The organism is Micromonospora vulcania (assembly GCF_042658605.1).
Lineage (GTDB): Bacteria > Actinomycetota > Actinomycetes > Mycobacteriales > Micromonosporaceae > Micromonospora > Micromonospora vulcania.
Genome location: NZ_JBHSQS010000028.1, coordinates 28644 through 41012, shown reverse-complemented (window position 1 = coordinate 41012; position 12369 = coordinate 28644). Strand labels below are relative to the sequence as shown.

Below are 12369 nucleotides of genomic sequence, written 5' to 3'. Positions count from 1 at the left end.
GTGGCCGGTCACCGTGGGTCCTGTCCATCTCTGGCCTACCGGGGGACGCGGTCAGCAACTTCGGTTCGGGTGCGCCAGTCCTCGGTGGTGATCTGCCAGCGAGTGCGGGTTGAGTCGCCGGTGCCGCGCGGCGCTGGGTGCCGGCTGAGCCGATTCCGCCCGCGTGCGGGAGGCGTCTCGGTGACGACCTTCCAACCCGCGGCCCGTAGGCCGGCGGCGGGCTTGTCGGTGCGGGTGTAGGTGACCATGCGTCGGTAGCCCATGCGACGAGCGACTCGCCATGCGGCGGCAAGCAGGACCGAGTACGCGTTGCGTGGCCCGTCGGTCGCCAGGCGGGTGACTTCGGCGGTCAGGCCGTCGTCGTGGTGGCGGGCGTCGGGACGGCCGACCATGGCGACTCCGATCAGGTTGCCGGCGTGGTTGGTCAGTCCAAGGGAAAACGTGTGTCCCTGCGGTCGTTCGAGCTGCTGGTCGTGGGCGCTGATGTAGGCGCACGCCTGCCGGTAGCTGATCGGCCGTACCCGCGGACGGGCTGGGCGGCGACGCGACGGACGGCGGTGGGCGGCAGTCTCCGGCTGGTCAGTCACGGTGGCCTGCCCGTACGACGAAGACCAGCAGGTGCAGGTGAGTCGGTGAGCCGTGCTGGCTGGCCGCCGACCGTGCGGCGTCTGCGCTTTCCGCGCTCAGGCCTACCGGTGCGGTGATCGCGAGGACGTGCTGGAGATAGTTCATCCCACCGGCGTGAGCCTCGGGGACAAGCCCGGCCAGGTGCACGACCTCGGTGGGCGCCGGTTGGGTCGAACGCTGCTCGACGATGAGGACCGCGAAGCCGTCCGGGGTGATGACCAGCCGGAGGGCCCGGAAGAGATCGGCCACCGCACGGTCGACGGGCCTGGGCTGTGCGAGCGGCTGGGGTCGCGGCCAGCGCAGTACGACCAGGTCGACCTGCTCCATGGTGTCGAGGCCGGCCAGGTCCGCAGCATGGGTGACCGGGCGGTAGGTGCGTCCCGCGGCAATGCTTTCGTCGCGAACGGTCGGGTCGGCGTCGAAGTCGACCACGGTTGCGCCGCGCCGGCTGTAGACGGCGATGATCCGACGCGCCAGCAGGCGGCGAAATGTGGACGCGCTGGTCTCGCTAGGGGCGCCGCTGCGCCACACCGAGATCCAGATCGGCGAGCCACCGACGATGACGTCGACGTGAAGGAAGTCGCGGTGGTGGCCGAAGGTGGAGCTGTCGGCGTATGGGTCGGGTCTGCCGTCTCGGGACAATGGGTCCGGCCCGGTGGGGTTCTCGGGTGTCGCGGAGGATCTGGTCATCGGCGGGTGGCTTCCACACCGGCTGGCCCGTGCTCACGACCACCAAGAGCGGTCGTGACGGCGGGTTTGCTGGGGGAGCACTACGTTGGCCACCCAACGGCGACCCAACCGTTGGCCAACGGTTGGCCAACCTCCGGTCCGGCGGTGGTGGCGAACCGCGCGGTGGGTTGCCGACGAGTCTGGCGTGGATGTAAACGTCGGATTACCTGCACGAGGTGTCGCGCCGGCTCAGCTGGTCACACAGGGTGGCGGGATCTTGACGCGTTGCGCTAGCGTCTCACCTGCAACGCGGCCGGGTTGGTTGGCGGCCATACGGTGGAGGACGCCTCGCGGGTCCACCGCCACAAGGGACGGAAGGGCGGAACCTTGGTGTTTGAGATCGAAGCAGCGACTGCCCGCCGTCCGGGACGTCGGCAAGATTTTGAATGAGATCGGCGGCGCTGTCGGTGCTGGCCGTGCAACGACGTCTCCACCGAAATGAGCAAGGCCAACCAAGGTACGAGGCTGAGAAAATCAGACGTGCGGCTCCGGTCCGGCTCGAGCCGGACCGGAGCCGCAACGCGTAGCTAGTCGACGAGGTTCGGGGAGTGCCGTGCGTACGGGTAAGGGTCGCCGATCGGTGCTGAAGTTCGCCGTCGCCGTGTCGATGGTCGGCGTGGTGGTCGGTTCCGGGGTTGTGGGCGTGCCAGCTCCTGCGTCGGCGGCCGACACGGTACGCGGCCTGCAGTGGTATTTGGACGCGCTGCAGATCCCGCGGGCCCACGAGATCACCAAGGGGCGTGGGGTGACGATCGCCGTCATCGACAGCGGTGTCGACGCGTCGCACCCGGCGCTCGCCGGCCAACTGGCCGGCCGCCCCGGTGACGCCCCGGCGGGATCTCCGCAGGGCCGGGTCGACCGGGATATGGAGGAGGGCCACGGCACGTCGATGGCCGGCCTGATCGTCGGGCGGGGCGGCGACCGGAACCGGCAGCTGGGGATCGCGCCGGAGGCGAAGGTCCTGCCGATCGCGCTGAGCGGCAGCGCGGGCGACGGCAACGACGGTGAGGTGGCGCGGGACATCCGTTGGGCCACCGACGCCGGAGCCGACGTGATCAGCCTGTCCATCGGCTTCGAGCAGCCCGCCAGCGTCCGGATCGTCGAGGCGGTCCAGTACGCCCTGAGCAAGAACGTCGTGCTCGTCGCGGCGACGGGTGAGGGCGGTCGGACGGTCAACTCTCCGGCGAACGCGCCCGGCGTGATTGCGGTCAATGCGACAACCAGGTCGGGGGACCTCTCCCGCTACTCGGTCGGCGGCTCCGAGGTGGTCCTCGCCGCCCCAGGTGACGACATCATCGCTCCCGTGCCGACGGTGGTCGAGGGCAACGGTTACGCGGTTGCCTCGGGCACTAGTCAGGCGACCGCCATCATGGCCGGGGTGGTCGCGCTGGTGCGGTCACGCTACCCGGACCTGGACGCGGCGAACGTGATCAATCGCCTGATCCGGACGGCCCGGGACGCGGGGGTGCCGGGTCGGGATCCGGAGTTCGGCTTCGGCGCCGTGGACGCGCTTGCCGCGCTGCAGCGGCCGGTGCCAGCCGTAGACGGCAACCCGCTGCTGGCGGCCGGCGCGCAGCCTGATGGAGCGACGACCTCTTCCAGCGCCGGGCAGACCGAACGGCCGGCTGTCGCCATCAAGGTCAAGAACAAGACCGGCCTCATGGTCGCGGGCGTGCTGTGCCTGGCCGTCGTCATCGCCGCGGTGGTGCTGGCCGTAGTCGTCGCCCGCCGCCGGCGCCGCCGTACCGCGCCGCCGGTCGGACCCGAACCGGGCAGAGCGCTGGTGGGTGGTCCGGGGTTCCCGCCGCCCGTGTACGGGCACCCGGCCGTCCCGCCGCCCGGCTACGGCCCGCCGGAAGGTACGCCGCCCCCGCGGTCAGATGCTGCGCAGCATCCTCATCCACGTCAGACCAGGCCGCAGCCCGTACCCCCATTCCCTCCGCCCACTTCGCTACCGGGGCAGCCCGGCGGATCGGCGCAGCCCGGGACCGCACCGCCCCAGGGCTTGGGCGGCCCGCACCAGCGCTGACACACCACCGACCGATCAACGGGGGGGACGGAGATGAGCGACGAGGGCAACAGCCCACCACAGGTGGAGGGCTGGACGCGGTTGCCGCCCGGCGTCGCCGACGCGATGCCAGCGGGCAGCCCGTTGCGGCCCATTGCCACGGTGGCTGCGCACGGGCCGGCCGTGGGGTTCCGTCAGGATGACGTCCGCGCCGGCGCAGGATCGGCGCCGTCGCAGCTCGTGGGCGGGCCCGGTCAGCGCGACGTCACCGAGTGGGAGGCGGACCGCCTAGAGGCGGCCGCCGACAACATCGAGCGGCACGCAAGCTACCTGCGCCGGCTCGCCGTCGACATGGAGGAGATCAAGGACCTGCTCGGCGGCGAAGCGGCGCTGGCCAGCCCGGGCGGCGCGCTGGGCGGCTTTCCCAAAGGGCTGAGCCTGGCAGCCGCTCACCATGGTCTGCACCGGACGACCTCGGAGTCACTGACGAATCTCTCCGACGACATGTACCGCGCGGCCGATGCGTTGCGCGAGGTCAAGCGTCAGTACGACACCGCCGAGGACGCGAACAAGATGTCAGCGCAGGAGATGCAGCGAGCCCTGAGGTCCGGCGGACCCGGTCCGGGCAGCAGCGCGGAAGGAGTTTGACGTGAGCGCTCCGAGCTGGGAGGAAATGGCGCGGCAGGTGCTGGTCGCAGGCCGGCCGGCCGACGTCACCAGCGCCGCGTTGGGCTGGCAGGCGCTGCTGGGCAACGTCGAGGAGGTCAAACGGCTGGTGGACGCCGACATCCACGATCTCGGCGAGAGCTGGAAGGGCCCGGCGTACGACGCGTTCCGCACGCACATGGAAGCGCTGACCAAGCAGGCCGAGACGATCGTGGACGGTGCCCGGGAGTCGGGCAGCGATCAGCACAGCATCGTGACCGTCCTCCAAACCGCCGCGCAGGACCTGGAGCGTGCGCAGAACGCAATGCCGGTCCCCCAAGGGTGCGTGGGCGACCTGGCGGCGGCCCGCAACGGTGCCATAGTCATCGAGACAGGGCTGTTCGAGGCGAGCATCCGGGCCGACTTCACGGGTAGTTGGCCGATGGAGAAGCTCGGCCAGCTCAACGACCGGATCGGCGAATTCTTCAACAACAACACCGAGGACGCGCGCAAAGCCTACGACCAGGTCAGCGACGACTACGCAGCCCGGGAGCGGGAGACCCCCGGAGGCACTCAGTCGGAGAAGCGCACGGGCAGCGGCCCGAGCGGGGTGGACCTGGAAGGTCCGACGGGCACCGGCGGTGCCGGCCAGCCGGCCAGCCTCGGTGGAGGGCCTTCAACCGGCGGTCTCGGCGGTGAACCTTCTCTGGGAACCGGTCACGTCAGCTCTGGCGGGGGAGGTGTCGGCTCGGGCACCCACCCGGACCTCTCCTCCGGCACTGGCGGCTACGACGGCAACGCCCCAAGCGGCAGCGGCAAGCCCTCGGGCGCCGGCAGCGACCTCGGTGGCGGTGCTCTGGCCGGCGAGTACAGCAGCGGCCTGGCCGGCGCAGGCGCAGGTACGGGAAGCCTCACCGGCGTGAACTCCGGGTTTGGTGCCGGCGGTGGCGTGCCCAGCGCGACCGGCCTGGGCGCCGGGGGCGGCGGCCTTGGCGGCACGGCAGGCCTGGGTGCCGGGGGCGGCGGCCCCATACCGGGCGGTGGTTCCCTGGGCCGCCCGGTCAGCCTAAGCATGCCACCGATGATGGGTGGCGCGGCTGGTACCGGTGGTGCGGGGCGCGGTGTCAATGGTCCGTCCAGCAGGGGCGGTGCGGCGATGGCGCCTGGCATGGTCGGCGCGGGCGGCCGGGGTGGTTCCGGTAGCACGGGCGCCCGTGCTGCCGGCGGTGGCGTCCGGGGCGGCCTGACTGGGACGAACGGCGGGGTCGACGACGGCAACGAAGAGTCCCAACACGGCACCTGGCTCAGGGAAGACGACGACGTATGGGGCCCGGACGACGACGGCACGGACGGCGTGTTGCGCTGAGGCTCGCCATCGACCAGTGCTCCGCGCGTTGACGGCGGCGGTCGTCCCTGGGGTCGTGCCCGACAATGATCGCGGCAGACCCATCCGGAGAACAGGGATACCGACGTGCCCGCCAGGCCAGCCCAACAGCGGGGCGCCGTCACCCAACGACGGCGAGTCTCGGCCCAACGGCGGCTGGCAGCCTTCTCCGTACCGCGAAAATCATTTATTTGGTTTAGGTCATGTCTGGCGGTTGGTTGCCACCCGCTGCGGAGTCACCGTGGCGCTGCGGACGAATGCGCTCTGGCGCGGGATCGTCGGACCCGGCGGGCGGCGTACCGGGCCGCGACGGCCGGTGGCCTGTTGAGTGTGCGCCGGTTGATCACGGCCGCGATGAAAGACGACGACCTGCCGATCCGGTCCCTGTGCGCCCGAGGTGCCGTTCAGGCCGCGACGGACCCGGCTCAATTGCGGGGGTTGCTGGTCAGCCGTACTGCGCTGGTTCGGGCTGAGGCGCTGCAGGCCGTGACTGCGGTCGGTGATCTGGGCGCCGCTGAGGCGGCGTTGCCTGACCGGCATCCGCTGGTGCGGGCGATTGCTCAGGCCGGGCTGCGCCGCGGTGGCGCGGATCCGGCAGAGTTCTATCGCCTGCTTGCTCGGCGGGAGCCGCTGGCGCCGGGGGTGATCGCCGGGCTGGGCGAGACCGGTGGCGTCGAGGATGCCGGCCTGGTGCGACGGTGGCTGGCGCATCCACGTGCGCGTGGTCGGGTCGAAGCGGTCCGAGCATTGCGTCGCCTCGGCGTGACCCGGTCGGCCGAACTGGTGCCACTGCTGCGCGACGAGTCTGGCGCGGTGACCAGCCAGGTGGTGGCGGCCCTGCGACACGACCTCGGCGCCCTGGATCCGGAGATGCTTGAGGCCCTGCTCAGGCCGGGCAATGCGCCGCATGTCCGGTTCGCGGGCTACCGGCTACTGACCTTGGTCAACGCGTGGCAGCGGCTGGCCACCAACCTACGGCTGGTCGATGATCCCGACGACCGGTTGCGCGTCGGTGCGCGGGCGGACATCAGCTCGTGGCTCGATCGGCAGGCGGCCACGACCTATCACAGTCCATCCCGGAATCTTGCCGCCGAACTCGACAACCTGATCGAGCGTGCTCGCCCGATCCTGGGCGAGGACAGGGTCCGGCTGCTGCGGTTCCATGCCGGCCTGCGGCATGAGGCGGCGGTATGACCGGCGACGACATACCTCGCCCGCTCAGCGACATCGAGCGGGACGTCATCGCGCGGCTGCTGTCCGTGCCGTTCCCTGGGCGCGACGAGTTGCGGGCGCAGTTGCCGTTCGCCACAGTCGAGGGCAGCTGCGGGTGCGGCTGCGTGACCGTGAACCTTGCTGTGGACCGCGTCGCAGCGCCGGCCCCGGTGTTGTCCGGTGCACCGGTGTCGGCTGACATCAGCGACGACGAGTTCTACGCCGGCATCGTGCTACTCGTCGATGGTGAGGGCTATCTGTGCTGTCTGGAGGTCTACTCCATCGGTGACGAACCCGTCCGGCGGCCCCCAACCGTTGAGCAGATCAACGCCCGTCCGCAGAGGTAAGCGCCGGCCTTCAGCCGGACGGGAGGCGCATCAGCCGAGTGCGGTGAAGCTGAATCCTCCGAGTTCGGCTTGCTGACGAAGCGGGTCGACTGAGGCCGGTCGGTGAGATGGCGGCCAGCCGGTTGAGTGAGCCCCTGGAACAGGTGCGGCAGCGGTGGGCCGAAAGGTCGTTCGCGGAAGTCGTAGCGGTCCAGCAACGGAATCTTCCCTCGGCGGCTTTGATCCGGCGGATGATGCGGACAGGACGGCTACCGATTCCGGCCCGTCGAATCCTGTTCCACCGCATCCACTCTTCCGGGCCGCGGTCACCTGCCCAGCCGCGTCAGGTCCAACAGGAGCCGAGAGCCATCGTCACCGTCTCCGCAGGAAGGCGTAGACGATCCTGTTGGAGGCGAATTCCGACACGCTGACGAGGTCCCAACCGAACTGGCCCAGGACCTCGGCGGCAGCAACCGCCTCGCTGATCTGGTCGCCGCCCAGGCCGTGATGAGATACCACGGCCAGCAGGCGATAGGGGTACGTACGAAGATCGGCCTTGCCCTGCAGAATCGCACGGGCGGTGACGGTGCGGGTTCGGGTGATTTGCTCCGGGGTCTCTGCGGCGGGCATACCCGGCACCATAGTGACTCGTCGCTCGGGCCGTCTGCCAGCGTCGCAGCCGGTATGTTCGAGACATGTCTGCGGTGACCGGTGTGTCTCGTCTTGTCGTGGCGCTCGTTGCGGTGCTCGCCGCTGCCGCCTGTGATGGTGCCTCGGCTCCTGCGGGTGCGCCGACCGCCGGGCCGGCCACGAGCGGCGTTGCCTCCACCGCGCCTACCGCCTCGGTCGGCCCTGTCTACCGCGCTCAGGATCTGGAGCTGTGTAAGCGTACTGATCTTCGGCCGTTGGCGGAGTTGTCGCTGACGGTGACCCGTACCGATCCGAAGCCACCTCTCGGGCAGCCGGGTGCGGCGTGTCTGTTCGAGATGCGGACGAAGGACGGGCATGAGGCGAGCCTGCGGGTGGAGGCGTCGACGCCGGCCAACGCGGAGGAGGCTCTGCTGCTCTATCGGTCTACGGGACGGGTGACGGTGATGATTCCCGTCGGCGGCATCTCCGGTGTGGGCGACGAGGCCGAGGCCTTTACTAGGCGCTCCGAGCCCGGCTTCAAGTACGCCGAGTACATGGTCCACGCTCGCATGGGCAACCTGGTGGTGAAGGTCTGGGTGGCCATCGGTGGTGCCTCGTACGTCGCCACTGAAACGCTCGCGCCGAAGGCGCTGACGCTCCTCAGGGCGACGCAGGCGGCCGTACCCACGGTGTGACGCGCCCGTCGGTCATCCTCGGACGGCCTCGGGCCACCGCCCACCGGGTAGCTTCGAGTGGTCGCCGACCTGCGTGGCGATGTCCCGGATGTTGCCCAGCGCGTCGATGAAGCGCTGGCTGATGGTGAGCAGAACGTCCAGGCCGGCGGTGACGAGGTCTCCGACCGACTTGGCGAGGGTGGAGATGGCCCACGGTAGGTCGATGACGGTTGCACCCTCACTCGCTGCCTGCACCAGTTTGCCGACCAGCCCCGTGACGATCTTCGCGAGTTCGACGGCGTAGTCGACGTTCGCCTTGGCGATCGTGAACAGCCACTGGCTGATGAACTCCGACTTGACGACGGACTCGTCGACGGCGGCTTTCTGCTTGAGTGCCTTGGCGTTGTAGGCGATCGCGGCGTCGCCGGTCCACTTGGGCAGGTTCTCGTTCTTCGGGTTGGTGGTGTCGGAGGAGAGGTCGGAGACCGGTGTCTTCACGTCGTTGACCCAGCGGAAGCTGACCTCGATGAGCGAGAGCACTGGCAGTTGATGCTCCAAGGACTGCTCGACCCGGTCGAGGATGGCATCCAGCCCTGCCCGGGTGGTGTCCAGGCTGTGCTTGATCCACAAGAGTGCTGCCGGTCCGAGGAGCCACTTCCACTGCTGTACCTGCTCGACGATCTCGTTGAACGTGGCGATCGCCGTGTCGATGCCGGAGCGGATGTAGTCGAACGCCTTGTTGAACGGTTCCCCGTACTCGAGATCAGTGGTACCTGGCTGCATGGGGTGCTCCGTGCCCTCTCCGAACGTCGCGTGCGGGATGCTAGGCCTTGTAGATCTTGTTGAGGTCCAATGAGACGATCTCGTCTGCCCGGTCGTACTCGTCGGCGATGCGACGCAGGGCCTCGCCGACCTGTTCGAATTCGGTCACCGCCCCATTCAGGACGGCAACCATGAAGGTGTGGAAGTCGTTGTACGCCGCGGCGTGGATGAGGACGTTCGCGTCACCGATGAAGAAGGCCGAGGGGTCGAGATGCAGCTGCTCCGCAGCGACCTTGATGGCGGCGATCCGGTCCGACAGCGTCAGCCACTTGCCTCCCTCGTCACGGAGCGAGTCGGTGATGACGTTCAGTGCATCCATCTCACTACCTCACGATCCAGTCGGTCCGGCGTTGGCAAGCTCGAACGCGCGGAAGAGGGAACGGGCTTCGAACTGCAGCTGACCTGCATCTGCCCGGGCGATCCGCCTGGCGTCGCCGGTGATGCCGGTGATGCCGCCTCTGTGGATGTGCAGCGTCAGACAGCCGTTGGGGCTCGACATGCTTGACTCGTCCGTCCGCCTGGGCAAGCGAGCCGCAGCGTTGAGCTCTGCGTCAAGGTCGTCCAGCGTTCGCCAGGTGTCGCGAAGCCACGTGTACTCATCAACGTCCCGATCGGGGGTACTGTCGAGCGGCTCCTGATCCGGCGATGCAGAACCTCTCTCCTCCGTCTGCAGGCGGAGGAGAGCCGCCAATTCGAGGGCAGCCTGTACGCCCGCGGCGTAGGCCTCGAAGAGCGCACCGGCGAACCCGCTGGGACCAAGCCGGCCGCGCCACTCGCGAGCGATCGTGACAGCTGAGACCTCTCGCTGGGTGTCGACCACCACGCGGACGGAGCCGGTGTGGTCCACCCCGGAGCACTCCTCGGGACGCAGTTCACGTCCCGCCTCGCGCAGCGCACGATCGGCCTGCTCGCGCAGGGCGGAGTCGTCGCCCAGGAAGTCCAGACTCGCCAGTTTGAGGCGTTCATGCCTGCTGCCCTGCATTCGCCCCCCGGCCTTTTGCTCGCTCAACGCTTTCCGTGATGCACCCGCCACGGCGAGGTAGGACCACGGTACGTGAATGACCAAGATCCGGGGTACCCCGGGCGCTGGGCTGGACGTCTCGCTACGGCGAGGACATTGTCGAGGCAGAGAGGTGCCCCGGGGAACCGCGCCGATCTCCGCGGCGGCGGCCCGTTCGGCTTGAAGTGGCACTTGGTGGTGAGCGCTGAGCTGTGGTCGTTCCAGGTGGGCCCGGACAAGATCGAGGTTGGTTGTCCGGATCTGAGTGGCGCTTTCGGCGATTGGAATGGCTGCCGATGCTCGACCTGATCTCGGCTGGATCAGAGGCGAACACGTAGATAGGCCCGGTCATCGAAGCTCACCTGTCCCGGCAAGATCGCCTTGGTGCCGGCAAGCTCCGCCACGCACCAGGGGTCCTTCTCCAAGAGCAGGGCGAGCTCTGATTCGGACGCGGCCAGTGTCTCGCCGATGACCGGGTAGCCGTCGCTGGCAATCATCAGTTCGTCGATGCCCTCGGGCACCGGATGCACTACCACCAACGACGGAGGAACCGGCCGGCCATCGATTGCGGCATAACCGTACGGGCCGATGCTGTTGCGGAGGGCACCCTGCCGCCCGATCAGAGCTCGCGCCGCGAGTCGCCCGGGGTCCGCCTCTACCACCCGGTCCATGCTGATCGTTCCGGCAGCGGCCTCCGCAGCCAGAACCGCAGCCCGGATCGACACAGCGACGCGGTCGACCAGTTTGCGTGGCTGCCCGACCGACGCGGGGAGTCCGCTGTAGGAGAATCCGACGTCACCGATCTGCCAGATCTCCCGGCGCACTCGCGAAAAGACGGTGACCGCCGCGCTCGGCCGCTCGGCTGCTGTCAGCCCAGAGCCGAGGCGGGCCGCCAGCTCCGAGGTCATGGCCGCAACCGCCCGATGCGGGTCAACGCCGTGCGGCAGTTGCTGCACGGCGTCGCGGCAAGCCGCCATGGCCCACCATCCACCCGCCGCGCTCCCGTAGCGCCGACCACTCACATCCGTAGCGCCGTCAATGACAGCCGCATGCTCGGCGGTCACCACGACTGCGTCCTCGCAGACGAGCGGATCTCCGGACTTGCCCAGCACGAACTGCTCCACGATCTCCACAAATCTGATACTCGCCTACGACACCGAACCGCCTCGACCCGGACGGTGCCAACTCGGTCCGGACGGTGCCACCTTGCGGCGGAAGGCGGCCGCACCCCGTTGGCAAAATTTCCACCCACACCAGCCAACAGGACTCTTGAGCTGCTGAAACAGAACCGGTTAGCGATCTCCCTGAGGGTCCTACGAAGAACGGCGTCGTGTTGGCCAACAGGAGGTCCAACGCCGTGGCCTGCGGACAACAGCCGTACGTGTGCCGATTTCTAAAGTCGTGGAGCACCGGCGAACGCCAGGTCGCGTTGGGTGCGCGTGTGGGGATGAGGCGCGAGAGCTGCCGCGGCCGGTGGCAGCCCGCCGCACACCGGGAGTACCCGCGATGCCTTCCTTCTCCGAGTGGCCCGACTCTCCGCTGGACTCCGCCCAGCGCGCTTTCGACCTGCTCGTCCGCCCGCCCACGACTCTTCAGTTCGACGGCCGCCGGTTCGCCGGCTGCCCGGACCGCCTGATGTCCCTGTACGAGCTGAAGCGGTTCCTCCTCGACCGGGACACCTCGCGGGAGGTCCGCGACCTGGTTTGGCGGGAACTCGTCGTCCGCTCGCGCCAGGACGGCCCCGGCTGGGGGTTGGGGGCCGTCGGCCTCGCGATGCCCGGCCTGCGGGCCTTGGCCGGTGGGTTGGCGCGGGGTTACCGGGGCGACAGCGACGATATCGACGCCGAGATCCTGGGGACCTTCTGGGACCGCCTGGTGCGCCGGGTGGACGTCGACCAGCCGAGGATCCTCCCGCGCATGCTCGACGCCGCCGGGCGGGCGGGCCTCAAGGTGCGATACGCCGACGTCACCACCGAACCCTTCGACAGCGAGCCGCCCGGGCCGCGTACCCCGCTGCAGCCGTGGGATCACCCGGAGTTCGTGCTGGCCCGCGCGGTGGCGATCGGGGTGATCGACGCCGACGACGCCAACATCATCGCCGAGACGCGGCTGGAAGGCGCATCGGTGCAGGCGGCTGCGGCCCGGTGGGGCATCGCGGGACAGTTGGCCTCGCACTGGCGCGACCGGGCTGAGTCGAGGCTGGTCGACGCCATCCGTGACGGGGAACTGGCCCACGTCAGGCTGCGTACCCGTCCGCCCAAGCCGGTTCGCCGCACGTCCCTGCGGGCGTGGCCCGGCCAGTGACCGGGCGG

14 protein-coding genes are annotated in these 12369 nt (G+C 69.3%); 7 read left to right on the top strand and 7 right to left on the bottom strand.

Features of this window, described 5'->3' with window-relative positions; genetic code table 11:
* Nucleotides 1-35: 35 nt before the first annotated feature.
* Together ACFQGL_RS28485 and ACFQGL_RS28480 are read right to left on the bottom strand one after the other, a co-directional pair.
* Nucleotides 36-587, bottom strand: a complete 552-nt coding sequence (locus ACFQGL_RS28485; protein WP_377515667.1) for an XF1762 family protein — start codon at nucleotides 585-587, stop codon at nucleotides 36-38.
* The gene (locus ACFQGL_RS28480) at nucleotides 580-1317 is read right to left on the bottom strand and encodes a hypothetical protein (protein ID WP_377515665.1); all 738 of its coding nucleotides are present in this window, start codon (nucleotides 1315-1317) and stop codon (nucleotides 580-582) included. The genes ACFQGL_RS28485 and ACFQGL_RS28480 overlap by 8 nt, the downstream gene beginning before the upstream one ends.
* A 592-nt stretch (nucleotides 1318-1909) precedes the next feature.
* On the opposite strand from ACFQGL_RS28480, the gene ACFQGL_RS28475 reads away from it, so the two are divergent.
* From ACFQGL_RS28475 to ACFQGL_RS28455, 5 genes are all read left to right on the top strand, one after another.
* The gene (locus tag ACFQGL_RS28475) at nucleotides 1910-3385 is read left to right on the top strand and encodes a S8 family serine peptidase (RefSeq protein ID WP_377515664.1); all 1476 of its coding nucleotides are present in this window, start codon (nucleotides 1910-1912) and stop codon (nucleotides 3383-3385) included.
* 33 nt (nucleotides 3386-3418) lie between these two features.
* Nucleotides 3419-4012, top strand: coding sequence for a hypothetical protein (locus ACFQGL_RS28470; RefSeq protein ID WP_377515663.1), 594 nt, complete (start codon nucleotides 3419-3421; stop codon nucleotides 4010-4012).
* A gap of 1 nt (nucleotide 4013) precedes the next feature.
* A complete protein-coding gene (locus ACFQGL_RS28465) occupies nucleotides 4014-5375 on the top strand; it encodes a WXG100 family type VII secretion target (protein ID WP_377515662.1) in 1362 nt (453 codons plus the stop codon).
* 372 nt (nucleotides 5376-5747) lie between these two features.
* Nucleotides 5748-6587: a hypothetical protein gene (locus tag ACFQGL_RS28460; protein ID WP_377515661.1), complete on the top strand. Its 840-nt coding sequence runs from the start codon at nucleotides 5748-5750 to the stop codon at nucleotides 6585-6587.
* Nucleotides 6584-6952, top strand: a complete 369-nt coding sequence (locus ACFQGL_RS28455; RefSeq protein ID WP_377515660.1) for a hypothetical protein — start codon at nucleotides 6584-6586, stop codon at nucleotides 6950-6952. The genes ACFQGL_RS28460 and ACFQGL_RS28455 overlap by 4 nt, the downstream gene beginning before the upstream one ends.
* 351 nt (nucleotides 6953-7303) lie before the next feature.
* Here the strand turns inward: ACFQGL_RS28455 and ACFQGL_RS28450 are convergent, their stop codons facing one another.
* Entirely contained in the window at nucleotides 7304-7561 is a 258-nt protein-coding gene (locus ACFQGL_RS28450) for a transcriptional regulator (protein ID WP_377515659.1), read from the bottom strand.
* Between the two features lie 65 nt (nucleotides 7562-7626).
* On the opposite strand from ACFQGL_RS28450, the gene ACFQGL_RS28445 reads away from it, so the two are divergent.
* Nucleotides 7627-8256, top strand: coding sequence for a hypothetical protein (locus tag ACFQGL_RS28445; RefSeq protein WP_377515658.1), 630 nt, complete (start codon nucleotides 7627-7629; stop codon nucleotides 8254-8256).
* A 12-nt stretch (nucleotides 8257-8268) separates the two neighbouring features.
* On the opposite strand, the gene ACFQGL_RS28440 is transcribed toward ACFQGL_RS28445, so the two are convergent.
* The 4 genes from ACFQGL_RS28440 to ACFQGL_RS28425 all read right to left on the bottom strand — a co-directional run bounded on the left by ACFQGL_RS28440 (nucleotide 8269) and on the right by ACFQGL_RS28425 (nucleotide 11190).
* Complete coding sequence (locus tag ACFQGL_RS28440; protein WP_377515657.1) at nucleotides 8269-9018, bottom strand: hypothetical protein; 750 nt, start codon at nucleotides 9016-9018, stop codon at nucleotides 8269-8271.
* A gap of 40 nt (nucleotides 9019-9058) precedes the next feature.
* Nucleotides 9059-9376, bottom strand: a complete 318-nt coding sequence (locus ACFQGL_RS28435; protein ID WP_377515655.1) for a hypothetical protein — start codon at nucleotides 9374-9376, stop codon at nucleotides 9059-9061.
* A 9-nt stretch (nucleotides 9377-9385) separates the two neighbouring features.
* On the bottom strand, nucleotides 9386-10066 hold the full coding sequence (locus tag ACFQGL_RS28430; RefSeq protein ID WP_377515654.1) for a hypothetical protein: 681 nt from the start codon (nucleotides 10064-10066) through the stop codon (nucleotides 9386-9388).
* Nucleotides 10067-10377: 311 nt separating this feature from the next.
* On the bottom strand, nucleotides 10378-11190 hold the full coding sequence (locus tag ACFQGL_RS28425) for a hypothetical protein (protein ID WP_377515653.1): 813 nt from the start codon (nucleotides 11188-11190) through the stop codon (nucleotides 10378-10380).
* Between the two features lie 373 nt (nucleotides 11191-11563).
* Between ACFQGL_RS28425 and ACFQGL_RS28420 the strand changes: the two genes are divergently transcribed.
* Nucleotides 11564-12361, top strand: a complete 798-nt coding sequence (locus ACFQGL_RS28420; protein WP_377515652.1) for a hypothetical protein — start codon at nucleotides 11564-11566, stop codon at nucleotides 12359-12361.
* Nucleotides 12362-12369 lie beyond the last annotated feature (8 nt).

What these genes read in the sequence shown, in the direction of transcription:
- ACFQGL_RS28435 (WP_377515655.1), bottom strand. Translation starts at nt 9,376, where the DNA reads ATGGATGCACTGAACGTCATCACCGACTCGCTCCGTGACGAGGGAGGC.
- ACFQGL_RS28455 (WP_377515660.1), top strand. Translation starts at nt 6,584, where the DNA reads ATGACCGGCGACGACATACCTCGCCCGCTCAGCGACATCGAGCGGGAC.
- ACFQGL_RS28460 (WP_377515661.1), top strand. Translation starts at nt 5,748, where the DNA reads ATGAAAGACGACGACCTGCCGATCCGGTCCCTGTGCGCCCGAGGTGCC.
- ACFQGL_RS28445 (WP_377515658.1), top strand. Translation starts at nt 7,627, where the DNA reads ATGTCTGCGGTGACCGGTGTGTCTCGTCTTGTCGTGGCGCTCGTTGCG.
- ACFQGL_RS28420 (WP_377515652.1), top strand. Translation starts at nt 11,564, where the DNA reads ATGCCTTCCTTCTCCGAGTGGCCCGACTCTCCGCTGGACTCCGCCCAG.
- ACFQGL_RS28440 (WP_377515657.1), bottom strand. Translation starts at nt 9,018, where the DNA reads ATGCAGCCAGGTACCACTGATCTCGAGTACGGGGAACCGTTCAACAAG.
- ACFQGL_RS28450 (WP_377515659.1), bottom strand. Translation starts at nt 7,561, where the DNA reads ATGCCCGCCGCAGAGACCCCGGAGCAAATCACCCGAACCCGCACCGTC.
- ACFQGL_RS28480 (WP_377515665.1), bottom strand. Translation starts at nt 1,317, where the DNA reads ATGACCAGATCCTCCGCGACACCCGAGAACCCCACCGGGCCGGACCCA.
- ACFQGL_RS28470 (WP_377515663.1), top strand. Translation starts at nt 3,419, where the DNA reads ATGAGCGACGAGGGCAACAGCCCACCACAGGTGGAGGGCTGGACGCGG.